We start from the raw sequence: 25,567 nt of genomic DNA, 5'->3' as shown, positions 1-25,567 counted from the left end.
ACAAAGGTATTAAGTGAAATTTCTTATTGATAACTGGATGCTGATTTCAATAGCCATCGCTTCCGGCGGCATGCTGGTCTGGCCCCTGATTGCCGGTGGCATGAATGCCGGCGCGCTGAACCCTAGCGGGGCCGTGCAGCTCATCAATCGCGAAAAAGCCGTGGTGGTGGACGTCTGCGAGCCGGCTGAATTTGCCGCCGGCCATGTGAGCGGCGCCAAAAACGTGCCATTGGGCGAGCTTGAGGCCAAATTGCCAGCCGTGGTCAAGAACAAGGCCTTGCCCCTGATCCTGGTCTGCGCCAGCGGCGCGCGTTCCGGCCGCGCCGTGGCCATCGCCAAAAAACTGGGTTACGAGCAAGCCCAATCACTGGGCGGCGGACTCAAGGCGTGGAAAGAAGCTAACCTTCCGGTCGAAAAAGCCTGAAAAGGCGCCAAGCCCGCGTGCCGGACCGCTGTTGATGCGTCGCTCCGGCATGGATGCGGATCCTTCCTTCGCTGCCGCGCACCTGCCGCGCCAGCACAGACCTTGAGAAAACCATGCAAACCGTCAAGATTTACACCACCGGCTCCTGCCCTTACTGCATTCAGGCCAAACAGCTGCTTAAGGAACGTGGCGTCACCGAACTCAATGAAATCCGTGTCGATGTGCTGCCTGGCGAGCGTCAGAAAATGATGCAGATCAGCGGCCGGCGCACCGTGCCGCAAATCTTCATCGGCGCCACCCATGTTGGCGGCTGCGACGACCTGATGGCGCTCGACGGCCGGGGCGGCTTGATGCCGCTGCTGTCGGCCGCAGCCTGAACAAGCCGCTTGCAGCCGGGTTGGTCCGATGGGCCGGGCCAGCGCTTTTCCCGGCGCAGAGCCTGAGATAATCCGCCTCGAACCGCCTGCGCCCAGGCCCTTTCCGGGGCGAATGCGCAGGAGGTTTTTCCATTTCATTCCGATTTCCAACACCTTGACGAAAGACCACCATGGCCGAAGCCAATCTTGACCCCGTATTCCAGATCCAGCGCGTTTACCTCAAGGACATGTCGCTGGAGCAGCCCAATTCGCCTGAAATCCTGCTGAACCAGGAGCAGCCCGGCGTCGAGATCCAGCTTGGCGTGGATGCCAAGCCGGTGGCCGAGGGCCTGTTTGAAATCACCGTCACCGCCACCGTTCACACCAAAATCGAAGAAAAGACCGTGTTCATGGTCGAGGCCAAGCAGGCCGGCATCTTCGAAATCCGCAACATCCAGAGCGACCAGATGGGCGCGCTGCTGGGCATTGCCTGCCCGCAAATCGTCTATCCCTACCTGCGCAGCAACGTCGCCGACATCATCCAGCGCGGTGGTTTTCCGCCGGTGCACATGGCCGAAATCAACTTCCAGGCGATGTACGAGCAGCAGCAGGCCGAGGCCATGATGGCCACGTCTGAAGCACCACAAATCCTCGTTTGATGGTCCACGGGGCAGGCTGCGGGCCAACGGCCTGGCTGGCATGAAAATCGCGGTTTTGGGCGCTGGCGCCTGGGGCACCGCGCTGGCGGTGAATGCCGCGCGCGCCGCCGACGCCGGCGTGACCCGGCACCAGGTCACCTTGTGGGCGCGCAATGCGGCGCAGGTCCAGGCCCTGCAGGCCGAGCGCGCCAATACCCGCTACCTGCCCGGCATTGCCTTGCCCGCCAGCCTGCTGTTGCAAGGCGGCGGCGAGGCTTCACTGAGCCAGGCCGTCAGCGGCCAGGATCTGATCATTCTGGCCACGCCGGTATCGGCCGCGCGAAGCATGCTGATGCAGCTGAAGCATGTGAAGGTGCCCGTGGCTTGGCTGAGCAAGGGCTTTGAATCGCCGGTTTCCGCTGAACCGGCTTCGGCCTCCCTTGCAAAGCCTTTCGGCCTGATGGTGCATGAAGTACGGGCGCAGGTTGCTCCTGATTTAAGAGCGGGTGTGTTCAGTGGCCCGAGTTTCGCGCTGGAAGTGGCACGCGGCCAGCCGACCGCGCTGGTCGCCGCCAGCGAGCATGCCGAGGTGCGCGAAGCGCTGGTGGCCGCCTTTCACGGCGCCAGCCTGCGGGTCTATGCCAGCGACGACATGGTCGGGGTCGAGGTCGGCGGGGCGGTCAAGAACGTGATGGCGATTGCTGCCGGGCTGTGCGATGGCTTGCAGCTGGGCCTGAATGCCCGGGCCGCCCTGATCACGCGCGGACTGGCCGAAATAACGCGGCTGGGCGTGGCGCTGGGCGCGCGCGCCGAGACGTTCACCGGCCTGTCGGGCCTGGGCGACCTGGTGCTGACGGCGACCGGCGACTTGAGCCGCAACCGCAAGGTCGGACTGCTGCTGGCGCAGGGCAAAACCCTGGCCGAAGTGCTGGAATCGCTAGGCCATGTGGCCGAAGGCGTTTACTGCGCCCGCACCGTGGTGCAGCGCGCCGCCGGCCTGGGCGTGGACATGCCGATTGCGCAAAGCGTGGTGGCCTTGCTCGACGGCAAGCTCAAGGCGTCCGAGGCGGTGGCGCTGCTGATGGAGCGCGAGCCGAAGACGGAACTCGACTGCTACTGAATCAATAGCTTCTTGTGCCCGTCCTGATTGCGCAAAAGGCTTATTTCACCATTATTTCCGCAGCACGATGGTCAGCAGCAGCGACGAATCGTGCACCGCCGTCAGGGCGTGATCCACGCCGCCTTCAAGCCAGACCAGCTGGCCGGCTTTCATGCGCCGGGTTTGCCCGCCCGCCATCAGATCGACCTCGCCTTCCAGGCAGTGCATCGTGACTTCGCCCTTGACCCAGTGCGACGGCATGGTCTTGCCGGCCGGCATCACCAGGCGCATCACTTCCAGTCCGTCGGTCTTGAACAGGGCAACATTGCGTGATTCGCAAAGCTGTTTGCCCAAAGGCTGAACATCAACGATTTGTCCCGGTGCGGCGTGTGCAATGGCCATGGTGAAGTTCCTTGAAAACGGATTGAATGCCCTGGAGCGTTTTATACATCAGCGGCAGTGATCGGTGCTTGGGGAATGCGTTGATTGGCGCAGCCGATGCGGTAATTTGAACTGATTCGGAAAATTCAAGTAATAAGGGCCTTTTACGCATGTTGGATATGCATGGGTAGCTATCAAAATATGAGTGACTTCAACAATAAGTCAACCCCGAAAATTTTTTGAAGGAGGTATCGCCATGAGTGCGTTAACCGTTCGGTTGCCAGACGACAAACACCAGCGCCTGCGCCTGCTCGCCCGTAGCCGGGGCACCACGATCAACAGGTTGATTGATGAAATGACAAGTCTGATGCTGGCTGAGTTTGATGCCGAGACGCGATTCCGGGTGCGTGCGCAGGCGGGCGCGGGCAAGGCGGGGCGCGGTCTGGATTTGCTCAATAAGGCCCTTGGCTGACGCCAGACCTTCACTTAAGCCGTAGCCTCCAGCGGCCAGGTGAGCGCCGCAATAGCGCGGTAGTTGTCATCTAGCCGGGGCTGCAGCAGCACAGCGCGGCCAGCCGCCGGGCCATGGCGGTGACTTCCATGATCTCATCCATGCTCAAGGCGCGGCCCAGCACGCGCTGTTCGCGGTAGCTCAGCCATTTTTTAATCACCTGGTAGCCGCCTATCGTGAAGTCATACACCGGCTGCGGAATGTTTTTCCAGTAGGCGGTGGCGTTCAAATACACGTCCAGCGTGGGCGCGTTGCCCAAGCCGGCATGTTGTTCGTGCGGCGCAGCAGCGCGGGACTCGGTTTTGCCTTTGCCGGGCATGGTGATGCTGCCCTGGCCGCCGCTGCCCCCGGCCTGTGGCACGGATTTGTGTGTAATGGCATGGATTGATGCCCTGCCGCAGACAGTGCTGTAGCAGGGCAAGGCGAGAGCAACGATATCTGCTTGAATTGGAGGTAGAAATTACGTATTCCACATTGCCAAATGCTTCTTAACCTGAGCTTCAAGATGCCTGAAAGAGCTAAGTTTGCGCAGCGGTTCCAAATCATCCGTAAGTTCACTCACGCGATGCCTGTATTGGTGGGGATTGAAGCGTCGCTTGCGGGTAGCGCTTAGCCCGGATGCTGCTTTAAGCGCTGCAAAAAGAGTCTCTTTAGGGTCTGGCAATGACTCGATATCTTTTATTGCAGGTAAGCCGAGCGCTTCAGTTCCATTGGGGTTGCCAACCGCTGACCTGATCGGTTCCGGATTCGCGATAAGCCACGCTTCTGTCATGCGCACTGGTACAACGCAGATGAGGACTGTCGTTTGTTGCGAATCCGGCCAGTTTGTTTGAATTTCCTGCTGTCTTATGGTGGCGTCGATGCCCTCAGCGTCGCGATGCACAAACAGGAAATCGCAGGGAAACAGTTCCAGCGCCGAATCAATTCTTGCCCTTAGCCCGCTGGAGAATGGGGGGAGGCCCTCGGCGCAGTTCACTTGATAGGCAAGTTCAGTGTGAGCGCTAAAAAGCAATTCAATCAAAGGGACTAAAAGTTTATCGGAGCTGCCGTCGGTAACAAGTGTTGCCGTGACTCGCTTCATGATTTGGTTTGCTGAAAAAGGTCAGGGGTTGATGAAGCTGATTTAGCGAAACGCCCGACCAAGGGTGCATTTCCATTTGATCGAGTGGCGCCTAGCTGACCATCCAGATAGTACGAAATTTCCCCTCTGGTAATCAGTTCCGCCCCTTTGGCGCCGGAGGCATTTTGTCGCCAGGTGTCCTGAAGCGGCTTGAAATCCACGAAAGCTTTCCCTTTCATCTTCAGTGTCTCGGCAAACAGTAATTCATCGTCGCGCAACTCGGCGACAACCAGGGGTGAATGGGTGTTGATGATCAACTGCCGGATTGATGGCACTGACTTTTCGTCATCATCAGTCTCGACCTCCTGCGACAAGCTACGTACCAATCTGAGCATTTGTGGAATACGTGAGGGATGGATTCCATTTTCAGGTTCTTCCATGCAAAGCAAACCGCCAAATTCAGGATCTAATGCCAGCACTGCCAAAGCCAGAAAGCGCAGCGTACCGTCGGACAAAGAGCTTGCGGTATAGGTTTCCTTGTTTTTCATGGTCAGAAGCAATGTCTTCACTTGCCGTTTTTCATCGGCATCAACATCGACCGACACAATGTCTGGCAACAGTTCCGACAAACGCTGGGAAACCTCTGCATGGTTGTCCAGCCGCATCAAAGCGCCTGGCAAGTGCTCACCCGTTGAAGTGATATACGGATCATCGCCAAAGTCGTCGAAACGCCTGAGCGCGGATGGTTCTAGTTGCAACAATCGCCATGACCGCAATTCACTTCGCGCTGCCAGAGCCGTCGGGTGCGACGATGAGTTAGCGCCAGACACAATGGTTTGCGGGGATTTTCTGGCCGGAACCAGAAACGGCGGACCTCCTTTTTTGGTCTGATCGCCAAAAAGCCTGATCGCGGGCTGGCTTGGATGACCAGACATTTCGGTACTGATGAACGCAGTACGCCTCGGTCCTGGTCCGAAGATGTGTTTCTTGATCCACCCCGGTTCAGGGTCGAATCCAAGGTGTTTCGCAGCCTCGCTTGAATTGATTGCGAGAAGCCTTTCCTGCTCTATATAAATAGGGTCGGCTGGTGATGAGTCGGCATGGGTTTCGCTAAGTCGCAGTTCCAGCGTGTATTCAAGAAACGTCGCTGTAGGCGTTGCCGTGCGATCAAAGTCGTCGATGACTTTGCTGGGAACGATCATTTCCGCAATGAAAACCATCGGGAGAAAGTTTCCTTGCGAATTTTTAAAAAAGAGGCTGTGAAAATCCGAGATTCGGCCATTGGTGCCCCTTGCCCGACTTGCGGCTTTCATGATGGGCATCGAGGCTAAATCGCCTAAAAACGTTATTGCATCGAACAGGTTCGATTTGCCGGCGCCGTTGGGTCCGGCGATGCAGGTGAAGGGGCCAAATCGAACGTCCACATCGACCAGATTTTTGAATCCCTTGACCTTAAGTCGAGTAAGCATGGTTTTTTCTTCCTAACAAGGATGCATTTTGCACATTTGGCAACATGCGCCTCAGGCCATAAGTGTTAAATGCCCAAGTAGTAGCCGCCATGATCCGGTAGTGGCCATTCAGTGGGTACTGGAGGAGCCTATGGCTCACGCAGTCTAGCTGGCCTATAGCGCACGCAGGATATGCGCAAGCAGCTATCAAAATAGAAGCAATCACGGCAGCGCCAAGCCCGCGCCTGCCGCGCCGCCTCAAATCTCCAGGTTGTCAATCAGCCGGGTGTTGCCCAGCTTGGCGGCGCCCAGCACCACCAGCGGCACATCGGCCAGCGAACCCTGCGGCGCCGCCAGGTCGGCGCGCCGGCGCACCGTCAGGTAGTCGGGCTTCCAGCCGCGCCGCGCCAGCGCCTGCAGGGCCTGGGCTTCGAGCGCGGCCAGGTCGGGCTGGCCGGTAGCGGCACGGGCCGCTTCGCCCAAAGCGCGCAGGGCCTGGGACAGATGCACCGCTTCCTGCCGCTCGGCCGGGGTGAGGTAGCTGTTGCGCGACGACAGCGCCAGCCCGTCTTCGGCGCGCTGGGTTTCGCCGGCCAAAATTTCGATGGGCAGGGCAAACTGTTGCACCAGGCGGCGCACCACCATGACCTGCTGGTAGTCCTTTTTGCCGAAGGCGGCCACGCCCGTGGGCATGCCGGCGAACACGCACGAGAACAGCTTCATCACCACGGTGCTCACGCCAATGAAAAAACCGGGCCTGAAATGGCCTTCGAGGATGTCGCTCAGGTCGGTGGCCGGATGCACCTTGAAGGTTTGCGGCTCGGGGTACAGGTCTTTCTCGCGCGGGGCAAACACCACGTCGCAGCCGGCCGCTTCCAGCCGCTGGGCATCGGCGTCGAGCGTGCGCGGGTAGCTGTCGAAGTCTTCATGCGGCGCGAACTGCAGGCGGTTGACAAAAATGCTGGACACGGTCACATCGCCCAGCGGCCTGGCCTGCCCGACCAGCGCAATATGCCCTTCGTGCAGGTTGCCCATGGTCGGCACGAAGGCCGGGCGCTTGAAGCCGCTGAGCTGCTGGCGCAACTCCGCAATGGTGTGGACGATGTGCATGGGGTCTCCTTGAGTTTTGAGTTGTTGGAAGCGAGGGCGGTTTACCAGGCGTGGATGCTGTTGTCCGGAAAGCTGACGTTTTTCACGGCGCGCACATAAGCCTCCATGGCGCCGCGCACGCTGGGCGCGCCGTCCATGAAGTTATGGACAAACCGGGCCATCTTGCCCAGGTTCATGCCCAGCATGTCGTGCAGCACCAGCACCTGGCCCGCCGTGCCGCTGCCCGCGCCGATGCCGATGGTCGCGCAGTGGGTGAGCTGCTGGGTGACTTCGGCCGCCAGCGCCGCCGGCACCATTTCGAGCACCAGCATGGACGCGCCGGCATCTTGCAGCGCGCTGGCTTCACGCCGCAGCAGGGCCGCCGATTCGTCGGTTTTGCCCTGCACGCGGTAGCCGCCCAGCGCATGCACGGTTTGCGGCGTCAGGCCCAGGTGGGCGCAGACCGGAATGCCGCGCTCGACCAGGAAGCGCACGGTTTCGGTGGTCCAGCCGCCGCCTTCGAGCTTGACCATGTGGGCGCCGGCCTGCATCAGCACGACCGCACTGCGCAGCGCCTGCTCTTTGGATTCATGGTAAGTGCCAAAGGGCAGGTCGCCAATCACCCAGGCCACGCCTTGCGAGCGGCGCAGGCCACGGGTCACGCATTCGGTGTGGTAGCGCATGGTTTCCAGCGTCACGCCGACGGTGCTGGAGAGACCCTGGCAAACCATGCCCAGCGAATCGCCCACCAGGATGCATTCCACGCCGGCGGCATCGGCCACGGCGGCAAAGGTGGCGTCATAGGCCGTCAGCATGGTGATTTTTTCACCGTGCGCGTGCATTTCGCGCAGGCGCGGCAGGCTCAGCGGCTTGCGGGCCGACGGCGTGGAGGCCGGTGGCAGCGTGCCATAGGCGGTTGCTGACAACGATTCAGAAGGGGCTTGGGACATGGTTACTGAGGTCATGGTTGGATCCGATGCACGAGTCTAATGGGAGCGGGGTTCACTTCGAACCCGGGTATTGCCCTGCCTGGCGGGCCGCGCAGAGGCTACCCGGCGAAGTGTAGCCAGTCGCCTGGCGCAGGGTCGCGGCCAGCGTCGCAGGTAAAACGGGTTCTGCTTGATTCAGGTCAACAGCGGCTCCGATGGCGGGCCTATCTTGGGCATGGCCTGTAGGGTTTGAAAAAAGGAGTCGGACATGAAGCAGCGCACAGTGATGGCGATGGCCGCAGGCCGGGTGCCGGCGGCGTCGGGATGTTCGCGGCCCCGTGGCCGGGGCGGCCGGTAAGCCGCGCGAAGTGCCGCATGCCATGTGGACTCGCATGATGGAGTGGGGCGGCAACTGGGGTTCGGACTGGGATCTGTTCGGACTGATGCATCTGCTCTGGTGGATCGTCGTCCTGCTGGCCGTCATCACGCTGTTGCGCTGGGCTGTTGGCCGGGATGCGCGCGGCCTGCGCACGCCGGAAAAAGACCGCGCGCTTGACATTTTGCGCGAGCGCTATGCGCGCGGCGAGATTGAACAGGCCGAGTTCGAGCAACGCAAGCGCGACCTCTGCGGCTAAGGAAGCGCCAAATAATAACTTCCCGTCCGTCATTCCCGCGAAGGCGGGAATCCAGCGACACGGGCTGAAGCGCTCAAACGAGTCTGGATACCCGCCTTCGCGGGTATGACGCAGGGAAGTTATTGCTGACCGCATCCGTGGCCGGCAAGCGGCTCAGGTCGAGGCCATCTGCACCGGAATGGTCGAGCGCTCTTCCTTGATGCGGTTGTCCGGGTTGACGAACACCAGCTTCGGGCTGAAGCCGGCGACTTCCTTTTCTTCGACCTGCGCAAAGGCGGCAATGATGACCAGGTCGCCGACCGCCGCGCGCCGCGCCGCCGAGCCGTTGACCGAGATGATGCGGCTGCCGCGTTCGGCGCGGATGGCGTAGGTGATGAAGCGCTCGCCGTTGTTGATGTTCCAGATGTGGATCTGCTCGTTCTCGCCGAGGTTGGCGGCGTCCAGCAGGTCTTCGTCAATGGCGCAGGAGCCTTCATAGTTCAGTTCGCAGTGGGTCACGGCGGCGCGGTGGATTTTGGATTTGAGCAGGGTTCTGAACATGGTGGAAAGTCCGAAAATTCAAGGAAAGGAAAAACTGCGCTGCATTTTGCAACAAGCCGCTGAAGGAGGATAAGGACGACGGGTTTTCCGGCGCTGTAACATTTGAGGCAGTCCGGAGCATTCGCCCGGTAGTTTAGAGCACGCTACAGTGCGACTTCTTATTCGGGTTTTTGTATGAAAAAGTCTTTTGTTTTCAATGCTGATGGGGTAGCCGCGCTGGCCCGGGCCGATGTGGCGCGGGCGCTGGCCGAGGATCTGGGCGCGGGCGACTTGACGGCCGCCCTGATTGATCCGGCAGCCCAGGCGCACGCCCATGTGCTGGCCCGCGAAAGCGCGGTGCTGTGCGGAACGGCCTGGTTCGAGGCGGCGCTCAGGCAGCTGGACCCAGAGGCTACGCTGGTCTGGCATGTGCAGGAAGGCGAGCGTTGCGCGCCCAACCAGGTGGTGGTTGAAATGCGCAGCCAGGCACGGGCTTTGTTGTCGGCCGAGCGCACGGCTCTGAATTTTTTGCAGCTGTTAAGCGCTGTTGCGACCAAGACCGCCACTTACGTCGCCGTGGTCGAGGGAACGAAAGCGCGCATCGTCGATACCCGCAAGACCCTGCCGGGCCTGCGCCTGGCGCAGAAATACGCGGTGCTGACCGGCGGCGGCACGAATCACCGGGTCGGCCTGTACGACGCGGTGCTGATCAAGGAAAACCATATCGCTGCGGCTGGCGGCATCAGGCAGGTGCTGGCGCAGGCCGCGAAAATCGCCGCCGAGGCTGATTTTGTCGAGATTGAAGTCGAAACGCTGGCGCAGCTGCGCGAGGCGCTGGACGCGGGCGCCCGCATGGTGCTGCTGGACAACATGGATTTGCCCACGCTGCACGAGGCCGTGCGCATCAACGCGGGCCGGGCGGTCCTGGAGATTTCGGGCGGCGTGACGCTGGCCGGGCTGCGCGCGCTGGCCGAAACCGGCGTGGACCGAATTTCCATCGGCACCTTGACGAAAGACGTTCAGGCCATAGATTATTCGATGCGCTTCGAGGCGCCCAAAGGAGCAAATTGATGAGTGCAATCCTGTCCCGGATCAACGTCGATTACGACCAGCCGATCATGGCCGGCCCTGGCACGGCGGCCAGCTGCTCCACGCACCACGCCTGGGCGCGGGTTCCGGTCGAGCCGTCGCCGTCCGAGCGGGCGGCGCTGAAGGAGCGCATCCGCAGCCTGCTGAAAGCCAAAAATGCCGTGATGGTGTCGCACTACTATGTGCATCCCGACCTGCAGGACCTGGCCGAGGAAACCGGCGGAATCGTCTCGGATTCGCTGGAAATGGCGCGCTTTGGCCGTGACCATGCCGCGCAGACGCTGGTGGTGTCGGGCGTGCGCTTCATGGGCGAGACGGCCAAGATTTTGTCGCCCGAAAAGCGCGTGCTGATGCCCGACCTGGACGCCACCTGTTCGCTCGACCTGGGCTGCCCGATTGACGAATTCAGCACCTTTTGCGACGCGCACCCCGACCGCGCGGTGGTGGTCTATGCCAACACCAGCGCGGCCGTCAAGGCGCGGGCCGACTGGGTCGTGACGTCGAGCTGCGCGCTGGACATCGTGCGCGCCCTGAAGGAACAAGGCCAGAAAATCCTCTGGGCGCCCGACCGGCACCTGGGTGGCTACATCCAGCGCGAAACCGGCGCCGACATGGTGATGTGGAACGGCGCCTGCATCGTGCATGACGAGTTCAAGGCGTTTGAATTGCAGGCGCTGATGAAGGAGCATCCGCTGGCCAAGGTGCTGGTGCACCCCGAGTCGCCGGTCGATGTGGTGGCGCTGGCCGATGCGGTCGGCTCGACCTCGGCCATCCTGAAGGCCGCGCGCGAAATGGATGCGCCCGAATTCATCGTCGCGACCGACAACGGCATGATGCACAAGCTGCGCACGCTCAACCCCGGAAAAATCTTCATCGAAGCGCCGACGGCCGGCAACAGCGCCACCTGCAAAAGCTGCGCGCACTGCCCGTGGATGGCGATGAACGGGCTGGCCGGGCTGGCGCAGGTGCTGGAAACCGGAATGAACGAAGTCCACATCGACCCGGCGCTGGGCCTGCGCGCGCGCCTGCCGATTGACCGCATGCTGGCCTTCACCGCCGCCCTCAAGAACGGCCAGCCTAGGGCCGGGCTGGTGCCGAATATCGGCGCGGCGTAAAAACGGGCGCCGGCATGGCTTTTCCCTTTGCGGAAGAACGCGCCAATGCCTGCGTCCAGAACACTCCTTTTTTGATAGCTGCTTGCGCAAGCGTGGCAAGCGCAAAAGGCTGATTTGACTCATATTTCCGCACGTATTGACTTTTCCAGCCCGCAGGGCGGCGCCACGCCGCGCCTGCGCCACGCCTTTGGCACGCCGCGCGCCGTGCTGGTCGCCCATGAACTGGCCGACGTGCGCCCGCTGCTCGACGCCGTGCAGGCTGCTGCCGAAAAGGGAAGCTGGTGCGTCGGCTACCTGCGCTATGAAGCCGCCCCGGCGTTTGACGCCGCGCTGGCCGTGCATGCGCCTGATGGCCCGCTGGCCTGGTTTGCCGTGCATGACGACGCCTTGCCCTGGCTTGAAGACGCCAGCGCCGCAACGGCCCGGGTCCAATGGGCTGAAACCTGCCCGCGCCCCGCGTTTGGCGCGGCCATGGACCAGATCCAGCGCGCCATCGCGGACGGCGAGCTGTACCAGGTCAACTTCACCGCGCAGCTGGAGGGTGAGTGGGCCGGCAAGCCCGAAGAGGGCGCGGCGCAGGCCCTGTTCGCCGCCCTGCAGCGCGCCCAGCCCGGTGGCTATGCGGCCTTCATCGACACCGGCGATACCGGCGACGGCCAGCTGCTGTCGGTCTCGCCCGAGCTGTTTTTTGACTGGCAGGACGGCCAGATCCTGGCGCGGCCCATGAAGGGCACGGCCGCGCGCGGCGCCACGCCAGAGATGGACGCCGCCCAGGCCGCAGCCTTGCGCGCATCGCCCAAGGAGCGCGCCGAAAACGTCATGATCGTCGATTTGCTGCGCAACGACATTTCGCGCATCGCCGAGCCTTTCAGCGTGCAGGTGCCCGCTTTGTTCCATACCGAAGCGCTGCCCACGGTCTGGCAGATGACCTCCGACGTGCGCGCCCGCACCCGCACCGGCACCACGCTGGCCGATGTGTTCGCCGCGCTGTTTCCGTGCGGCTCGATCACCGGCGCGCCCAAGGTGCGCGCCATGCAAATGATCCGCGATCTGGAAGCCGGGCCGCGCGGCGTGTACTGCGGCGCCATCGGCGTGGTGCGTCCGGGCGAGCCGGGGCAGGGAATCCGGGCCACCTTCAACGTGCCGATTCGCACCGTCACAGTGCAGGCCGGCGGCCTGCGCTGCGGCATTGGCAGCGGCATCACCTCGGGCGCCGTGCCTGACGCCGAATGGCAGGAGTGGCGCAACAAACAACAATTCTTGGCGCGCGCCAGCATGCCTTTCGACCTTCTGGAAACCCTGGCGTTGGAGGATGGCCAGCTGCGCCATGCCGCTGACCACTTGCAGCGCCTGGCCGGCGCCGCCGCGCATTTCGGCATTCCATGGGATGCCGCCGCCGTTCAGCACTGCCTGAACCAACTGGCGCAGGCGCACCCGCAAGGCCTGTGGCGCGTGCGCCTGCTGCAGGGCGCCCAGGGCAAGCCGCGCGCCGAGGCCTTTGCCATGGACGCATCGCCCGCCCAGGTGCAACTGCAACTGGCGGACCGCCCGTTGATGGACGCGCACGGCGAGTTCGTGCGCTTCAAGACCACGCGCCGCGCGCATTACGACGCCTTCACGCCCACCGGACCCGGCGTGTTCGACACCGTTCTGTACAACGCCGAAGGCGAGATCACCGAATGCACGCGCGGCAATGTGGCGATGCAACTCGACGGCCGCTGGGTCACGCCGCCGCTGGCCTGCGGGCTGCTGCCCGGCGTCGGGCGCGCGCTGGCGCTGCGGGATGGCCGGCTGACCGAGGCCGTGGTGCGGCTGGACGACCTGCCCCGCGTGCAGGGCTGGGCGTTCGTGAACAGCCTGCGCGGGTGGCTGGCGGCGCAAATAGTTTGAATTGACTGCAGAGCTGCAAAATGACCTTGCCCCTGAACAGTGGAGTTCTTGAGCCTTGTACGAAATCCGTCCAAGGAGTCGGAAAATGTCAGGCAAGCAAATGCGTGGGTAAAAACGGTTCAGATAAACTTTAAATTGCTACCGGCCGTACTTTGAACCGCTTGGCATTCCTGGCCAACACCCCATCCAGGGTCACCATGCCTTGCGCCTTGGCTTGCATGGCGCAAGCAAGGTGCAGCGCGTCACCCGCGCGCAGGCCGGCGGACGCATCCAGGGTCAGCACGGCCGCTTTGTGAAACGTCGTTGCCTCTACCGGCAGCAGCTGCAGGTCATTGGCGCATATTCTTTCAAACTGCATCCAGGCGGTTTGCGCCTGTTCCTGGGTCAACTGCCCGGTGCGCTGCTTGAGCCCCATGGCGCTGGCAAACTCGGTGACGCACCAGGCGGCGGACGCCAGTTCTTCGGTGCAGTCGGCATACCACTTCACCACGTCAGCCGTTTTTCCTTCGTTGGTGCACAGGGCCACCAGCACGCTCGTATCGACGTACAGCATCAGTAGCGTGCCTCTTGGCGCAGTTGCTCCATGACCGACGTGCCCATGGGCAGCGCCTGGCTGTCACGGGCGAGTTCCTGCGCGAACGCTTTGCGGCTCCACGGGGCCGGGCGCAGGTTCAGTGCGCCGTCAGCGCCCAAATGGGCTTGCAGCCGGTCGCCTTCCTTGATGCCGATTTGACGCACATAGTCAGCAGGGATACGCACGGCAAGGCTGTTTCCCCATTTGGCAATTTGTAGATTCATCATGGTCGTTGTGGATATACGTTGAAGTTTCTACATTTTAGGGGCTTGCGACACGGTGCGCAACTTGCCCGGCTCGGCCAACTGAATCAAGGAGTTGCCTGGCCGCCTGCGATTCAATCAAGGTCACTCTTGCGCTAATGCCATGGCCGGTTCCTCGGCCGTCTGGCCTGGCTGCGTATCCATCTTGTTCTTCTGCTGCTGCAGATAAAACGCCTGGAAATTGATTTCGGACAAATGCACCGGTGGAAATCCGGCACGGGTGATGGCGTCTGCAATATTCGCCCGCAGGTAGGGATACAAAATGGTCGGGCAGCCGATGCCCAGTGCCGGATCGAGCTGTTCGGCGGGCAGGTGGCGAATCTCGAAAATCCCGGACTGCTTGGCCTCGACAAGAAAGGCCACCTTGTCCCTGATTTTTGCCGTTACGGTCACCGTCACGGTGGACTCGAAAATGCCGTCGGCTTGCTGCTCGGCGACCGTGGAAACCGCCACTTCAAGGGTGGGCGACTCCTGCTCAAGAAAAATTGCCGGGGAGTTCGGCTGCTCCAGCGACAGGCCTTTCAGATAGACGCGCTGGATTTGAAAAAGGGGTTGCTTGTTTTCGTCTGGCATGAGGTGCTTTCGTTGAAAAAAGTAGCGGGGGCGGATGGCCGGGGCCGGGCAAAACACCCGGCCCCTGAGCTGGCTTAGCTGGCTTTTTCCGGCAGCGGCAGATGTACCCAGTCGTTGTAGAAGGCTTCGATATCGGGCTCGAACTCATGCATCACCGGATACCACGGGGTGGGCGCCTCAACGTCATGCATGGTGCCGCAGCTCGGGCAGTAGTACTCGCGGTACACCTGCCAGTTGGTGTCCGGCGCCATCAGCGCCGGATAAACCTCGTGCATGGCTTCGGCGTTGTCGCGCACATAGATCAGCGCCTGCAGCTTCCAGTTCTTGCGGTAGTCGCCAAACTCGTGGCCGCAGCTGCATTTGGTCACCCATTCCTTGCTCGTCTTGTTCTGCGCGATGTAGAGGTGCAGGCTGATCGGCAGGATGATCTTGTCGTCCCAGGGCAGCTTGGACTGCAGCGCATGGACGTACATGCGAAAGCGCTCCCCGTCCTTGGGCATCGACAGCATGCGCATCGTGGTTTCCCAGTCCAGCTTGCCTTCGACCAGGTAGTTCACTTGCTCTTGTGTATATACAGACATTTTTATCTCCAAAATTTAGGCCAACAGAAGCCGGGGGCTGGCCCCCGGCGTCGAATCACTCTTCAACCAGGGTGACGGTGCGCACGTCCGGCAGCTTGGACAGGTCCATCCGGTAGGTCGAGCCGAAGGAAGGCACGCCCAGTTCGGACTCCGGCAACTCCCAGTCGGCCGGCAGATCCCAGAAGGACTTGAACTCGTCCTTGAACTTGACGCTCAGGCCAAAGCTGGTCGCAAACATGTGGCGCACCTGGATCGAGGCATGCTTGGTCAGGATGCGCGCGCGCTCTTCCTTCATCCAGTCGCGCGTCGGAATGGCGCGGGCAATGCGCTCCCGGCGAATGGCCTTGCGGCGCGTGGCGGTCCTGGCGACATCGACGCTCCAGACCTGGTCGCTGCCCTGAGAAATTACGACGCCATAGACTTTTTCCGCATACTCGGGCAGCACGAAACGGTTGTTGATGTCCGTCTCGACCGAGGCGCAGTCCCGGTCCAGCGGATCGCCAAAGCCGGGGCCGCCGCGCATGTAGTTCAGGTACAGGTCGTGGTTTTCAAAAATCGCCTCGGTGGTCGTGCATTGCTGGTCCCGCTTGACCTTGGCCGTGGCGCTGATGTGGCGCTCGTAGCCCTTGTCTTCAGGGTTGCGGTCCGCGCCCAGGGGCAGCGGTTCGCCGTTGCGGATGCGCGCTTCCAGATCGGTCTTGTGCGCTTCAAAGCGGTAGCCGGTGGCCGAGGGGTAGCCGCCCATCAGGCCCCAGTCGCTGTTCATGTAGCCGTTGCCCATGAAGTACATGCTCCAGTCGGTTGCCTTCCAGACCATGCGCAACGTCTCGAAGCCGCAGCCGCCGCGGAACTTGCCGTAGCCGCCCGAGTTGGTCTTGACGTTGCGGCCCATGTAGAGCAGCGGCTCGGCCATTTCCCAGATCTCGATGTCACCCATGTCGCCTTCGGGGTTCCAGACCGCCGCCGCGTGGTTCAGGCCGTCCTTGATCGCGCAGGCGCCGGTGCCGCAAGCCGCCGGCTCAAAGCTGTTGACCGCGTGCGCTTCGCCGTCCTGGTTCATGCCGCCGCCCTGCAGCCAGTTGGAGGTGTTGGCGTTGCCGGCGTTGACTTCTTCGAGGTAGCCACGGGCAAAGTAGGACTGGCTCATGCCGCGCCAGATGCCGCTCCAGCCGGAAACCAGGAAGTGCCAGGCGTAGGCGTGCGCGGTGCGGCGGTCGTCGGGGTTCATCCAGGTGCCCTTTGGCAGCTTGAATTCGGTCGCGTAATAGGCGCCGTCGTTGATGCGCGCCGTGGGCACCAGGGTTTGCGTCAGCATGACCCAGATACCGCTGGTGAAGGCCACCTGGTTGGCATTGAAGCTGTGCCAGCCCCAGCGGCTCGCCCCCTCGAAATTGAGCCGCCAGGTGGCATCCGGGCGAATCGTCATTTCGCACGGCGCATGCATGATGCTGTTCATCTTGCCGAATTCCGAGGCCAGGCTCATGTCTTCGTGGTCGTAGGGAATATCGACGAACGCGACCCGGCGGTAAACACCCGGCACCGTCATGGCCTTGAGGCGCGCCTGCAGGCCGCGCCGCCCTTCCTCGATGATTTCGTGGGCAAAGCGGGTGTAGTTCTCGATGCCTTCGGCCTGCAGCACTTCCTCGACCAGGCTGCGGATCATGTGGCAGCCGGCAATGCGGGTACGTTCGTCCAGAATCCAGTACTTGGTGGTGCGCACGTTGCGCTGGCTCTCGTGCAGCCAGTCGCGCAGCGGCGTGTCGTTGATGCCGGTCTTGCGGCATGTCACCTGCAGGCCGTCGCCGAAGCGCGACACCTGGCCGGTTGACATCGATCCCGGCGTCATCGCGCCCAGGTCAATCACGTGCGTCACGCCGCCGACCCAGCCGACCAGCTTGCCTTCCCAGAAAATCGGCACGATGGTGGCGATGTCGCAGGGATGGACGTTGCCGATGGAGCAGTCGTTGTTGGTGAACATGTCGCCCGGATTGATTCCGGGGTTGATTTCCCAGGCGTTCTCGATCATGTACTTGATCGCCGCGCCCATGGTGCCGACGTGGATGATGATGCCAGTCGAGGTCAGGATGCAGTCGCCGGCCGCGTTGTACAGCGTGAAGCACAACTCGCCTTCCTGCTCGACGATGGGCGAGGCGGCAATCTTCTTGGCGGTTTCACGGGCATGCACCAGGCCGCCACGGATGCGGGAAAACAGCTTTTCGTAGGTGATCGGGTCGGAGTCCTTGAACTCCAGCTTTTCGAGCCCGTTGTAAAAGCCGGTCTTGTGGGTGCGCTCCAGCACTTCATCGCGATGCTGCTTGAGCGTCTTGCCGTTGCCCAGCAGGTCGGGCAAGCCCAGTTCAATTCTTGACATTCTGTTCATGATGGTTCTCCTTACTTGACTTCTTTAAGATGAAACAGGCGGTGCGCGTCGCAATACGTCTCGAAGCCGAACGGCACGATGAACGTCGTCGATGGCGACTCGACAATGGCCGGGCCGACGATGCGGTTGCCCGCCTTCAAGGCTTCCATCGACCAGATCTGGGCATCCCACCATTTTTTGTGGCGGTAAAAAGGGCGGCTGCCGATGTGCGCTTGCGTGGGTGGAACCGGACCCGCGTCGGGCTCCTCGGGCAGTTCCGGCTTGGAGGAAACGACGCTGCCGCGCATGATGGCGCCGGTCACGCCAAAGCCCAGTTCGGGCGAGCTGGCCGATGAGGCATAGACGCGCGCATAGGTGTCGTCAAACGCCTTGACCATCTTGTCCCAGTCGGCCAGCGTGGAGGCGCTGGTGATCGGCGAGTTGATTTCCAGGTCGTTGAGCTGCCCCATGAACTGCATGCGGTAGCCGGGGCGCAGCAAGACATCTTCGGGCTTGAAGCCGTTGATCACGAATTCCTCGATGACCTTGGCCGCCAGTTCCGCCCAGGCATCGGTCAGCGTCGTGCAGGCCAGCACTTTTTCCGCATCCGTGGCATCGGGGCCCACGCCCACATCGACGCTCTTGTCGTAGCGGTATTCGTACTCGGCGCAGGCGCAGCCAAAGGCCGAGAAGCCCGCCGCCCAGGCCGGCACCACCACGTCCTTGAAGCCCAGGCCTTCGGTGTAGCCGTAGGTGTGAACCGGACCGGCGCCGCCGTAGGAGAAGCAGACAAAGTCGGCCGGGTTGTAACCCTTGGCGCTGATGACAGAACGCATGTATTCGCGCAGGTTCAAATCCAGCAGTTCGATCACGCCGGCGGCGGCGTCTTCCACAGTCAGGCCCAGCGGGTCGGCGATTTGTTCCTTGAGGTACTTGCGCGCCCGATTCACATCGAGCTTGATGGCGCCGCCCAGGAAGTTGTCCGGGTTCAGGTAACCGAGCACGACGTGGCAATCCGAGACCGACACGGTGTCCAGGCCGCTCTCGGCCCAGCACATGCCGACGCGGTAGCCGGCGCTGTCCGGGCCGAGCTTGATGGCCTTGCTGTACGGGTCGATGCGGATGAAACTGCCCGCACCCGCGCCCACCGAGTCCATCGCCACCAGCGGCAGGGACAGCACCAGGCGCGCCATGTCCGGGTCGGACTGGATGGCGAAGTTGCCCTTGGTGATGATGGCCATGTCAAAGCTGGTGCCGCCAATATCGCTGCAGGCAATGTTGTCGTAGCCCAGTTTTTCGCCGAGGAACTTCGAGCCGATCACGCCGCCGATGGGGCCGGAGACAATCGTGCGCGCCAGCTCCTTGGCCTTCCAGCCGATGGTGCCGCCGTGCGTGGCCATCACGCGCAGGTCAAACTTGGCGCCATGCTTCTTGAAGCGGTCGCTGACCTTTTTCAGCGTGGCGCGCGACGGCTCGGCGGCGTAGGCTTCCAGAATGGTGGTGTTGGTGCGGTGCGTTTCCTTGCGCGAAGGGTAGTAGTCCACCGTGGCGAACACCGGAATCTCCATGCCGATCTTCTTCAATTCCTCGCGGCAGATGTCGCGTGCGCGCAGTTCGCTTTTTTCATTCTTGTGCGACTGCAGCAGGCTGATGACGATGGCCTTGGAGCCGCGTGCCACCAGTTCGCGGGTGGCCACGCGCACTTCTTCCTCGCGCAGCGGAATCACGACCTGGCCCTGCACGTCGGTGCGCTCGGTCACGCCACGGGTGCGCGACAGCGGCACCAGCGGCTCGTCGTAGCGGTGGCAGTTCAGGTGGATGCGTTCTTCCAGCGCATAGCCCAGGTAGCTCTGGATGGCCCGGCCCATCGAATGGATGTCTTCAAAGCCCCGGTTGCACATCAGGCCCACGTCCAGGCCCTTGCGCTGAACCACCCGGTTGAGCATGGCGGTGCCTGAATAAACGCAGGTCAGGAGTTCAGGGAAAACGTCATCGACCTGGCGGTCCCATTCGGCGAGCGCGTCGATGGACGATTCGTAGATCGCCTGGGACTCGTCGCCGGGATTGCTCTGCGCCTTGCCGACGACGAACGAACCATCCTCCCTGACAAAAAAGGTGTCGGTCATCGTGCCACCGGCATCGATGCCCATCACCTGGACGGGTGAGCTGTGAACTTGCATGTGTCTGTCTCCTTTGCGGGTCATTGCATTTCCAAAACACAGCCATCACGCATGGATTGATGGGTAACTGGCTGGGTACGGGCGGTCAAAATTTTTGAACGCACTCTCAATTTCGCAAAGGACGTGCCAATGAATCCGGCAGCGCTGAAAATAACTTTTCTCCCAATGAAAACGCTGGAAAACAGTGCAAGCAGGGCCTTTCAAACGGCTGCCCAAAGGGGTTGAATTTCAAACGCTGGCCCCTGGTCCGGCTGAATATCGAACAGGGGTTTACCCTCGTGCGCGCTCGCCCGGTTGTCGCCAAGAATGACGGGCGATATGGCGGACAAGAATTCAGACAAGGAAAATCGCCCGCAGGAGACAAAATTTGAGCGATTACGAACAACATCAGCGACTCTCCAATCCCCAGAACAACCGGGCCATCATGGCCGCATGGGACCGCTTCTTGAGCGGGGACACGCCACCATCGAATGCATTGCGCTGCCTGATTGATGATTCCTGGCGGCGTTGCCTGGAGGTGCATGTCGATCCCGCCCGCCAGCAGGCGGCATCCCCGGTCAACGAGTCAACCCTGCATTCGCTGCAGCACCAGCACCGTGAATTGCTGGGCGCGGCCAAGCAGGTCATGGCCATGGCCAGGGATTTCCTCGCCCAAAGCGAGACGATCATGATGCTGAGCGATCCGAACGGAATGATCCTGGGCGTTGAAGGCGACCCGCGCGCACTCGAAGCCGCCGGCGCTATTCACCTCATCGCCGGGAGTTGCTGGAGCGAACGGGTGTGTGGAACCAACGCCATCGGCACGGCGCTGTCCATCGGCCAGCCGGTGCAGATTCACGCGGCAGAGCATTTTTGCGCCGGTATCAAGGAGTGGACCTGTTCGGCCACCGTCATCCGCGACCCCTACGACGGAAAAATCCTGGGCACCATTGATGTCTCCGGTCTTGGCAAAACCTTCAGCCCGCACAGCCTGGCTTTGGCCGTGACCACGGCCAGCCGCATCGAGAGCCAGCTGGCCAAGCTGGAGATGGATGTCCGCTACCAGTTGCTCGAGCGTGGCGCGGCCATCATGTCTGGCGCGACGGACGGCGTCATCATTTGTGACCGGCGCGGTTTCCCGATCAAGGCCAACGAGCGCGCCGCCGCCGCGCTGCTGGCCCGGGGCATCGACTTCAACCTGAAAAACACCAGCCAGATTTCCGCCTTGAGCACCGGCACCTTCGCGCCCGCCACGCCCGCCGAGGCGCCGCAATGGCTTCGCGACGACTGGCTTGAGCCGATTGTGGATGCCGGCGAGCGCATCGGAACGCTGCTGACGATTCCCGTGCTGCAGCCCAGTGGCATGGTGTCCGGCTGGCAGCGAAAGGAAAAAGCCGCGAAAGAAACGAAGAGCCCGGATGTCAAGGGTTTCGAGGCGCTCATCGGCAGCAGTGCGCCGCTGCTGCAGGCGATTCAGAAAGCGAAAATGCTGGCGAAATCGAGCGTGTCGGTGCTGCTTCTCGGGGAAACCGGCGTGGGCAAGGAAAATTTTGCGCAGGGCCTGCACCGCTTCGGCCAGATCGGCGAGCGGCCTTTCGTGGCGCTCAACTGCGGCAGCCTATCGCGCGACCTGCTGGCCAGCGAGCTTTTCGGCCACTGCGAAGGCTCTTTCACCGGGGCGCGGCGCGGCGGCATGATGGGCAAGATCGAGGCGGCCAATGGCGGCACCCTGTTTCTCGATGAAATCGGGGAAATGCCGCTGGAGCTGCAGCCGCATTTCCTGCGCGTTCTGGAAGAGAGCGAGATTTACCGCATCGGCGAGAATTCGCCGCGCAAGGTGTCGTTCAAGCTGGTCTCGGCCACCCACCGCAATCTGCGCGACGAGGTGACGGCCGGGCGCTTTCGCATGGATCTTTTCTACCGGGTATCGGTCACCAGCCTGCGGATTCCGTCATTGCTGGAGCGCCGCCTGGACATTCCCTTGCTGGTGGCGCATTTCCTCTCCCAGCTCTCGAAAAAATACAGCGTCCCGCCCAAGACGCTCAAGCCCGATGCGCTCGCGGCGCTGGGACGGTATGCCTGGCCGGGCAACGTGCGGGAACTGCGCAACGTGGTGGAGAGCATGTTTTTGATGGCCGACGGGGAAGTGCTGGGCCTGGAAGACCTGCCGCCCGAAATCGGCGCGTTGCGGGCGTGCGATGCCGAAGAAAACAGTCCGGCTCCCACGCCAGGCATCGGCAAACTCGAAGACCTGGAACTGGAGTTCATCCGCCAGACGATAGCGGCGGACGGCGGCAATCTGACGCTGGTGGCCAAGCATCTTGGCATTGCAAAGAGCACGCTTTACATCAAGCTCAGAAAGTATGGGCTGATGCCCATGGAGCCCACGCTGAGCAGCCATCACTTGTGAGCCGCCAGAGCGGCCCCGCGCGCAAGCCCGCTGCGCACGGCACAAAAAGCGTCGGAACGGGCGTTTCATTCAATGCAGGATTTTGGCTATCAAAAAAATAGCTACACATGCAATGTGGACAAGCGCAAAAGCCATTTTTGATCAATAAAAATAGCGATTAGAAGCCTGTCGCGCCGGCTGCTGCCCGGTAGCCCAGCTGCTGCGCCACGAAGCCGTCGAATGCCGCCATCAAAGGCGCAAACTTCCCGACGCTGCCTTCGAGCTGCATCAGCGCGGCGCAGGTCGCCTCCAGCGTGGACAGCTGGTCGGGCCGGTGCGCCTTGCGGATCAGGTAGTGCGAGGCCGGCATGTCCTGCAGCGACAGGCGCGGCAGCTGCTGCAGCAGCGGATTGCGGTAGAGCATCTTGCGGCTCTTGCGCCAGGTGCCGTCCAGCACGATCAGGCGCAAGCGCGAGGGGTCGCGCAACAGCTCGGGCGCCAGAACGGGCGGTGGCGCCAGGTCCGGCGCCTGGTCCTGCGGCGTGTCCGGGTACAGCAACATCGACTGCCTGGTGGGGCCGGGTTCGAGGGGCGCGGCCAGCAAGGCCGGCAGGTCGAACACTTCGCCCGTCACCAGCCGGCTGCGCGGCAGGCTCAGGTGCAGCAGGCGCGCGCTGCCCTTGGCGTTGTCCACTTCGAGCGGATGCTGCAGGATCAGCACCTCGACTTCATGCGCCACGGGCGTGATCCACTGGCAGATGCAGGCGCTTTGCGGGCGCAGGCAGGTGGCGCATGCCAGGCGTTTGGTCGGGGAGGCGGGTGTCATTGAACGATTTTAGGAAGATATGTTTGCGCGCAGCGTAATGAATCCACGGCGAGGTTCATTGATGCGCCGGGCCGGCCCGGCTATCTTTGCCTCCCTGGAACATTTTCTGGAGCAAAGATGCAACTACCAACCGGCATGCGGTCGTGGGATACCCGCCGAACCGAAAAGAAACGGCGCCTTGCGCGCGCAGCGGCTTTCACCGACGGCCGCGTGGTGCCCACGGCCGACATCGTGCCGTTTCTCGAATCGCTGATCGCGCCGGGCGACCGCGTGGTGCTGGAGGGCAACAACCAGAAGCAGGCCGACTTCCTGTCGCGCTCGCTGGCCCGGGTTGATCCGGCTAGGGTCAGCGGCCTGCACATGATCATTCCGAGCGTCAGCCGGTCTGAGCACCTGGACCTGTTCGAGCGCGGCATTGCCCGCAAGCTCGATTTTTCCTATGCCGGCGCGCAGAGCCTGCGCATCTCGCAGCTGCTCGAAGACGGACAGCTCGAAATCGGCGCCATCCACACCTATATCGAGCTGTATGCGCGCCTGTACATCGACCTGACGCCCAACGTCGTGCTGATCGCCGGCTTCACGGCGGACCGCGCCGGCAATCTCTACACCGGCGCCAGCACCGAGGACACGCCCGCGCTGGTCGAGGCGGCGACCTTTCGCGATGGCATCGTGATCGCGCAGGTCAACGAAATTGTTGACGATGTGGGCGACCTGCCGCGCGTCGATATTCCGGGCTCGTGGATCGACTTCGTGGTCAAGGCCGACAAGCCGTTCTTCATCGAGCCGCTGTTCACCCGCGACCCGCGCCTGATCAAGCCGGTGCACATCCTGATGGCGATGATGGCGATTCGCGGCATCTACGAGCGCCACCAAGTGCAGTCGCTCAACCACGGCATCGGCTTCAACACCGCCGCCATCGAGCTGATTTTGCCGACCTATGGCGAGTCGCTCGGGCTCAAGGGCAAGATCTGCCGCCACTGGGCGCTCAATCCGCACCCTTCGCTGATCCCGGCCATTGAGTCGGGCTGGGTCGAGAGCGTGCATTCCTTCGGCGGCGAACTCGGCATGGAAAAGTATGTCGCGGCGCGGCCCGATGTGTTCTTCACCGGCGCCGACGGCTCGATGCGCTCGAACCGCGCGCTGTGCCAGCTCGCCGGCCAGTACGCGGTCGATCTGTTCATCGGCTCGACGCTGCAGATCGACGGCGACGGCCACTCCTCGACCGTCACCCGGGGCCGGCTCTCGGGCTTCGGCGGCGCGCCCAACATGGGCCACCAGCCCGGCGGCCGGCGCCACTGCACGCCCGCCTGGCTGGACATGCTGCAGACCGACAGCCCGCTGGAGCGGGGCCGCAAGCTGGTGGTGCAGATGGTCGAGACCTTCCAGGCCGGCGGCAAGCCGACCTTTGTCGAGGAACTCGACGCGGTGCAGGTCGCCAAGGATTCGGGCATGGCGCTGGCGCCGGTCATGATTTACGGCGATGACGTGACGCATGTCCTGACCGAGGAAGGCATTGCCTACCTCTACAAGGCGCAGTCGCTGGAGCAGCGCAAGGCGATGATCGCGGCGGTGGCCGGTGTCACGCCGATTGGCCTGCGCCATGACCCGGCCCAGACGCGCCGCATGCGCAGCGAAGGGCTGATTGCGCTGCCCGAAGACTTGGGCGTGAACCGCTCCGAAGCCACGCGCTCGCTGCTCGCGGCCAAGAGCATGGCCGATCTGGTGGACTGGTCGGGCGGGCTGTACGAGCCGCCGGCCCGGTTCAGGAGCTGGTGATGAACGCGCTTGAACTTGAATTTTCCCAGGCGCAGGACAGTTCGCAGTGGCTGGCCGGGCAGGCGGTGGACGCGCTGCTCGACGAAGCGCGGCTGGCCCCCAAGCCGGGCCTGGTGGACAGCCGGGGCCGGGGCGCGCACACCGACCTCGACCTGGACCTGATGTGCCGCTCGGCGCGTGCGCTGGCGCCGGCATTTACTGAAATGGCCGGGGCCGCACGCGACACCGGCGCGCCCACGCTGGCGCTGCGCGAATCGCTGGGCCGGATTGGCCGTGAAGCCGAGGCGGTCATGATGAAGACCACGCAGGGCATCAACACCCATAGAGGCGCGATCTGGGCGATGGGCCTGCTGGTGGCGGGCGCAGCGATGGCGCCGGATGTGGCCAGCCCGGCGCGAACGGCGCGGCTTGCCGCCGTCATCGCCCGCCTGCCGGACCGCCACGCGCCCCAGGTGACCGGCAATAAGGGCGAACGCGCCTGCCGCGACTTTGGCGTGCTTGGCGCGCGCGGTCAGGCGCAGGCCGGTTTTCCGCAGGTCATCGAGCGGGGGCTGCCCGAACTGCAGCGCAGCCGCTCGCGCGGCGACAGCGAGACGGCATCGCGCCTGAATGCGCTGCTGGCCATTTTGAGTGGCCTGGACGACACCTGCGTGCTGTCGCGCGCCGGGCCGGCAGCGCTGCAGGCGCTGCAGGCGGATGCCGCCGGCGTGCTGGCCGGCGGCGGCGTGGCCACCCTGACGGGCCGGCGCCTGCTGCGCCAGCTTGACGCGCGCGCGCTGGCCTTCAACGTATCGCCGGGCGGCGCAGCCGATCTGCTGGCCGCCACCTTGTTCCTGGATCGCCTGGACCCCCGGGTCCAAAGGCCTTCACTTCTTTGAAAGCTG

At 62.7% G+C, this 25,567-nt stretch carries 26 protein-coding genes; 12 read left to right on the top strand and 14 right to left on the bottom strand.

Going from position 1 to position 25,567, the window contains the following annotated elements; genetic code table 11:
• The first annotated feature begins 13 nt into the window (after positions 1–13).
• The 4 genes from ABLV49_RS16220 (at position 14) to ABLV49_RS16205 (ending at position 2,538) form a co-directional block, all read left to right on the top strand.
• Positions 14–424 (top strand): rhodanese-like domain-containing protein, encoded by a 411-nt coding sequence (locus tag ABLV49_RS16220; protein WP_041376524.1) that lies wholly within the window; start codon positions 14–16, stop codon positions 422–424.
• A gap of 113 nt (positions 425–537) precedes the next feature.
• Positions 538–801: a glutaredoxin 3 gene (grxC, locus tag ABLV49_RS16215; protein WP_349278031.1), complete on the top strand. Its 264-nt coding sequence runs from the start codon at positions 538–540 to the stop codon at positions 799–801.
• A gap of 170 nt (positions 802–971) precedes the next feature.
• A complete protein-coding gene (gene secB / locus ABLV49_RS16210; protein WP_349278029.1) occupies positions 972–1,439 on the top strand; it encodes a protein-export chaperone SecB in 468 nt (155 codons plus the stop codon).
• A gap of 40 nt (positions 1,440–1,479) precedes the next feature.
• Positions 1,480–2,538, top strand: coding sequence for an NAD(P)H-dependent glycerol-3-phosphate dehydrogenase (locus ABLV49_RS16205; protein WP_349278027.1), 1,059 nt, complete (start codon positions 1,480–1,482; stop codon positions 2,536–2,538).
• Positions 2,539–2,589: 51 nt separating this feature from the next.
• On the opposite strand, the gene ABLV49_RS16200 is transcribed toward ABLV49_RS16205, so the two are convergent.
• Positions 2,590–2,919 (bottom strand): cupin domain-containing protein, encoded by a 330-nt coding sequence (locus tag ABLV49_RS16200; RefSeq protein ID WP_349278025.1) that lies wholly within the window; start codon positions 2,917–2,919, stop codon positions 2,590–2,592.
• A 235-nt stretch (positions 2,920–3,154) separates the two neighbouring features.
• Here ABLV49_RS16200 and ABLV49_RS16195 point away from each other — a divergent pair, with 235 nt between their 5' ends.
• Positions 3,155–3,370, top strand: a complete 216-nt coding sequence (locus ABLV49_RS16195; protein ID WP_349278023.1) for a toxin-antitoxin system HicB family antitoxin — start codon at positions 3,155–3,157, stop codon at positions 3,368–3,370.
• Positions 3,371–3,440: 70 nt separating this feature from the next.
• On the opposite strand, the gene ABLV49_RS16190 is transcribed toward ABLV49_RS16195, so the two are convergent.
• The 5 genes from ABLV49_RS16190 to panB all read right to left on the bottom strand — a co-directional run bounded on the left by ABLV49_RS16190 (position 3,441) and on the right by panB (position 7,956).
• Complete coding sequence (locus ABLV49_RS16190) at positions 3,441–3,770, bottom strand: type ISP restriction/modification enzyme (protein ID WP_349278021.1); 330 nt, start codon at positions 3,768–3,770, stop codon at positions 3,441–3,443.
• 99 nt (positions 3,771–3,869) lie between these two features.
• Entirely contained in the window at positions 3,870–4,490 is a 621-nt protein-coding gene (locus ABLV49_RS16185) for a hypothetical protein (RefSeq protein WP_349278019.1), read from the bottom strand.
• A complete protein-coding gene (locus ABLV49_RS16180; protein ID WP_349278018.1) occupies positions 4,487–5,938 on the bottom strand; it encodes an AAA family ATPase in 1,452 nt (483 codons plus the stop codon). Before ABLV49_RS16180 ends, ABLV49_RS16185 begins: the two co-directional genes overlap by 4 nt.
• Positions 5,939–6,175: 237 nt before the next feature.
• The gene (gene panC / locus ABLV49_RS16175; protein ID WP_349278016.1) at positions 6,176–7,027 is read right to left on the bottom strand and encodes a pantoate--beta-alanine ligase; all 852 of its coding nucleotides are present in this window, start codon (positions 7,025–7,027) and stop codon (positions 6,176–6,178) included.
• Between the two features lie 41 nt (positions 7,028–7,068).
• Positions 7,069–7,956, bottom strand: a complete 888-nt coding sequence (gene panB / locus ABLV49_RS16170; protein WP_415838079.1) for a 3-methyl-2-oxobutanoate hydroxymethyltransferase — start codon at positions 7,954–7,956, stop codon at positions 7,069–7,071.
• Positions 7,957–8,315: 359 nt separating this feature from the next.
• On the opposite strand from panB, the gene ABLV49_RS16165 reads away from it, so the two are divergent.
• Positions 8,316–8,570, top strand: coding sequence for an SHOCT domain-containing protein (locus ABLV49_RS16165; protein WP_349278012.1), 255 nt, complete (start codon positions 8,316–8,318; stop codon positions 8,568–8,570).
• A gap of 153 nt (positions 8,571–8,723) precedes the next feature.
• Here ABLV49_RS16165 and panD read toward each other — a convergent pair whose 3' ends face one another.
• Positions 8,724–9,110, bottom strand: coding sequence for an aspartate 1-decarboxylase (gene panD / locus ABLV49_RS16160; protein ID WP_349278010.1), 387 nt, complete (start codon positions 9,108–9,110; stop codon positions 8,724–8,726).
• A 174-nt stretch (positions 9,111–9,284) separates the two neighbouring features.
• Here panD and nadC point away from each other — a divergent pair, with 174 nt between their 5' ends.
• From nadC to pabB, 3 genes are all read left to right on the top strand, one after another.
• Positions 9,285–10,160, top strand: a complete 876-nt coding sequence (nadC, locus tag ABLV49_RS16155; RefSeq protein WP_349278008.1) for a carboxylating nicotinate-nucleotide diphosphorylase — start codon at positions 9,285–9,287, stop codon at positions 10,158–10,160.
• Positions 10,160–11,293, top strand: coding sequence for a quinolinate synthase NadA (gene nadA, locus ABLV49_RS16150; protein WP_349278006.1), 1,134 nt, complete (start codon positions 10,160–10,162; stop codon positions 11,291–11,293). Before nadC ends, nadA begins: the two co-directional genes overlap by 1 nt.
• A 114-nt stretch (positions 11,294–11,407) precedes the next feature.
• Positions 11,408–13,183 carry an aminodeoxychorismate synthase component I gene (gene pabB, locus ABLV49_RS16145; protein WP_349278004.1) on the top strand — a complete coding sequence of 592 codons (1,776 nt, stop codon included), beginning with the start codon at positions 11,408–11,410 and terminating at the stop codon, positions 13,181–13,183.
• Between the two features lie 130 nt (positions 13,184–13,313).
• Here pabB and ABLV49_RS16140 read toward each other — a convergent pair whose 3' ends face one another.
• From ABLV49_RS16140 to ABLV49_RS16115, 6 genes are all read right to left on the bottom strand, one after another.
• Entirely contained in the window at positions 13,314–13,736 is a 423-nt protein-coding gene (locus ABLV49_RS16140) for a type II toxin-antitoxin system VapC family toxin (protein WP_349278003.1), read from the bottom strand.
• Complete coding sequence (locus ABLV49_RS16135; protein ID WP_349278002.1) at positions 13,736–13,984, bottom strand: AbrB/MazE/SpoVT family DNA-binding domain-containing protein; 249 nt, start codon at positions 13,982–13,984, stop codon at positions 13,736–13,738. Before ABLV49_RS16135 ends, ABLV49_RS16140 begins: the two co-directional genes overlap by 1 nt.
• Positions 13,985–14,104: 120 nt before the next feature.
• Positions 14,105–14,593, bottom strand: a complete 489-nt coding sequence (secB, locus tag ABLV49_RS16130; protein ID WP_349278000.1) for a protein-export chaperone SecB — start codon at positions 14,591–14,593, stop codon at positions 14,105–14,107.
• Positions 14,594–14,667: 74 nt separating this feature from the next.
• Positions 14,668–15,174, bottom strand: a complete 507-nt coding sequence (locus ABLV49_RS16125; protein ID WP_349277998.1) for an acetone carboxylase subunit gamma — start codon at positions 15,172–15,174, stop codon at positions 14,668–14,670.
• A 55-nt stretch (positions 15,175–15,229) separates the two neighbouring features.
• Positions 15,230–17,554, bottom strand: coding sequence for a hydantoinase B/oxoprolinase family protein (locus ABLV49_RS16120; protein ID WP_349277996.1), 2,325 nt, complete (start codon positions 17,552–17,554; stop codon positions 15,230–15,232).
• Positions 17,555–17,565: 11 nt separating this feature from the next.
• Positions 17,566–19,713, bottom strand: a complete 2,148-nt coding sequence (locus ABLV49_RS16115) for a hydantoinase/oxoprolinase family protein (protein ID WP_349277994.1) — start codon at positions 19,711–19,713, stop codon at positions 17,566–17,568.
• 367 nt (positions 19,714–20,080) lie between these two features.
• Between ABLV49_RS16115 and ABLV49_RS16110 the strand changes: the two genes are divergently transcribed.
• Positions 20,081–22,102: a sigma-54-dependent Fis family transcriptional regulator gene (locus ABLV49_RS16110; RefSeq protein WP_349277992.1), complete on the top strand. Its 2,022-nt coding sequence runs from the start codon at positions 20,081–20,083 to the stop codon at positions 22,100–22,102.
• Positions 22,103–22,259: 157 nt separating this feature from the next.
• On the opposite strand, the gene ABLV49_RS16105 is transcribed toward ABLV49_RS16110, so the two are convergent.
• Positions 22,260–22,907, bottom strand: coding sequence for a tRNA-uridine aminocarboxypropyltransferase (locus ABLV49_RS16105; RefSeq protein ID WP_349277990.1), 648 nt, complete (start codon positions 22,905–22,907; stop codon positions 22,260–22,262).
• A 117-nt stretch (positions 22,908–23,024) separates the two neighbouring features.
• Here ABLV49_RS16105 and mdcA point away from each other — a divergent pair, with 117 nt between their 5' ends.
• Positions 23,025–24,683 carry a malonate decarboxylase subunit alpha gene (gene mdcA / locus ABLV49_RS16100; RefSeq protein ID WP_349277988.1) on the top strand — a complete coding sequence of 553 codons (1,659 nt, stop codon included), beginning with the start codon at positions 23,025–23,027 and terminating at the stop codon, positions 24,681–24,683.
• Positions 24,683–25,561 (top strand): triphosphoribosyl-dephospho-CoA synthase, encoded by an 879-nt coding sequence (locus tag ABLV49_RS16095; protein ID WP_349277986.1) that lies wholly within the window; start codon positions 24,683–24,685, stop codon positions 25,559–25,561. Before mdcA ends, ABLV49_RS16095 begins: the two co-directional genes overlap by 1 nt.
• Positions 25,562–25,567: the final 6 nt, after the last annotated feature.

Source organism: Polaromonas hydrogenivorans (assembly GCF_040105105.1).
Classification (GTDB): domain Bacteria; phylum Pseudomonadota; class Gammaproteobacteria; order Burkholderiales; family Burkholderiaceae_C; genus Polaromonas; species Polaromonas hydrogenivorans.
The sequence above is the reverse complement of the archived record's forward strand: the minus strand, read 5'-3'. Positions and strand labels throughout refer to the sequence as shown.

What these genes read in the sequence shown, in the direction of transcription:
- ABLV49_RS16205 (WP_349278027.1), top strand. Translation starts at nt 1,480, where the DNA reads ATGAAAATCGCGGTTTTGGGCGCTGGCGCCTGGGGCACCGCGCTGGCG.
- ABLV49_RS16200 (WP_349278025.1), bottom strand. Translation starts at nt 2,919, where the DNA reads ATGGCCATTGCACACGCCGCACCGGGACAAATCGTTGATGTTCAGCCT.
- ABLV49_RS16135 (WP_349278002.1), bottom strand. Translation starts at nt 13,984, where the DNA reads ATGATGAATCTACAAATTGCCAAATGGGGAAACAGCCTTGCCGTGCGT.
- ABLV49_RS16095 (WP_349277986.1), top strand. Translation starts at nt 24,683, where the DNA reads ATGAACGCGCTTGAACTTGAATTTTCCCAGGCGCAGGACAGTTCGCAG.
- ABLV49_RS16140 (WP_349278003.1), bottom strand. Translation starts at nt 13,736, where the DNA reads ATGCTGTACGTCGATACGAGCGTGCTGGTGGCCCTGTGCACCAACGAA.
- grxC (WP_349278031.1), top strand. Translation starts at nt 538, where the DNA reads ATGCAAACCGTCAAGATTTACACCACCGGCTCCTGCCCTTACTGCATT.
- secB (WP_349278029.1), top strand. Translation starts at nt 972, where the DNA reads ATGGCCGAAGCCAATCTTGACCCCGTATTCCAGATCCAGCGCGTTTAC.
- ABLV49_RS16115 (WP_349277994.1), bottom strand. Translation starts at nt 19,713, where the DNA reads ATGCAAGTTCACAGCTCACCCGTCCAGGTGATGGGCATCGATGCCGGT.
- ABLV49_RS16180 (WP_349278018.1), bottom strand. Translation starts at nt 5,938, where the DNA reads ATGCTTACTCGACTTAAGGTCAAGGGATTCAAAAATCTGGTCGATGTG.
- mdcA (WP_349277988.1), top strand. Translation starts at nt 23,025, where the DNA reads ATGCAACTACCAACCGGCATGCGGTCGTGGGATACCCGCCGAACCGAA.
- ABLV49_RS16105 (WP_349277990.1), bottom strand. Translation starts at nt 22,907, where the DNA reads ATGACACCCGCCTCCCCGACCAAACGCCTGGCATGCGCCACCTGCCTG.
- panD (WP_349278010.1), bottom strand. Translation starts at nt 9,110, where the DNA reads ATGTTCAGAACCCTGCTCAAATCCAAAATCCACCGCGCCGCCGTGACC.
- ABLV49_RS16185 (WP_349278019.1), bottom strand. Translation starts at nt 4,490, where the DNA reads ATGAAGCGAGTCACGGCAACACTTGTTACCGACGGCAGCTCCGATAAA.
- ABLV49_RS16165 (WP_349278012.1), top strand. Translation starts at nt 8,316, where the DNA reads ATGTGGACTCGCATGATGGAGTGGGGCGGCAACTGGGGTTCGGACTGG.
- secB (WP_349278000.1), bottom strand. Translation starts at nt 14,593, where the DNA reads ATGCCAGACGAAAACAAGCAACCCCTTTTTCAAATCCAGCGCGTCTAT.
- nadA (WP_349278006.1), top strand. Translation starts at nt 10,160, where the DNA reads ATGAGTGCAATCCTGTCCCGGATCAACGTCGATTACGACCAGCCGATC.
- nadC (WP_349278008.1), top strand. Translation starts at nt 9,285, where the DNA reads ATGAAAAAGTCTTTTGTTTTCAATGCTGATGGGGTAGCCGCGCTGGCC.
- panB (WP_415838079.1), bottom strand. Translation starts at nt 7,956, where the DNA reads ATGTCCCAAGCCCCTTCTGAATCGTTGTCAGCAACCGCCTATGGCACG.
- ABLV49_RS16125 (WP_349277998.1), bottom strand. Translation starts at nt 15,174, where the DNA reads ATGTCTGTATATACACAAGAGCAAGTGAACTACCTGGTCGAAGGCAAG.
- ABLV49_RS16195 (WP_349278023.1), top strand. Translation starts at nt 3,155, where the DNA reads ATGAGTGCGTTAACCGTTCGGTTGCCAGACGACAAACACCAGCGCCTG.
- panC (WP_349278016.1), bottom strand. Translation starts at nt 7,027, where the DNA reads ATGCACATCGTCCACACCATTGCGGAGTTGCGCCAGCAGCTCAGCGGC.
- ABLV49_RS16120 (WP_349277996.1), bottom strand. Translation starts at nt 17,554, where the DNA reads ATGAACAGAATGTCAAGAATTGAACTGGGCTTGCCCGACCTGCTGGGC.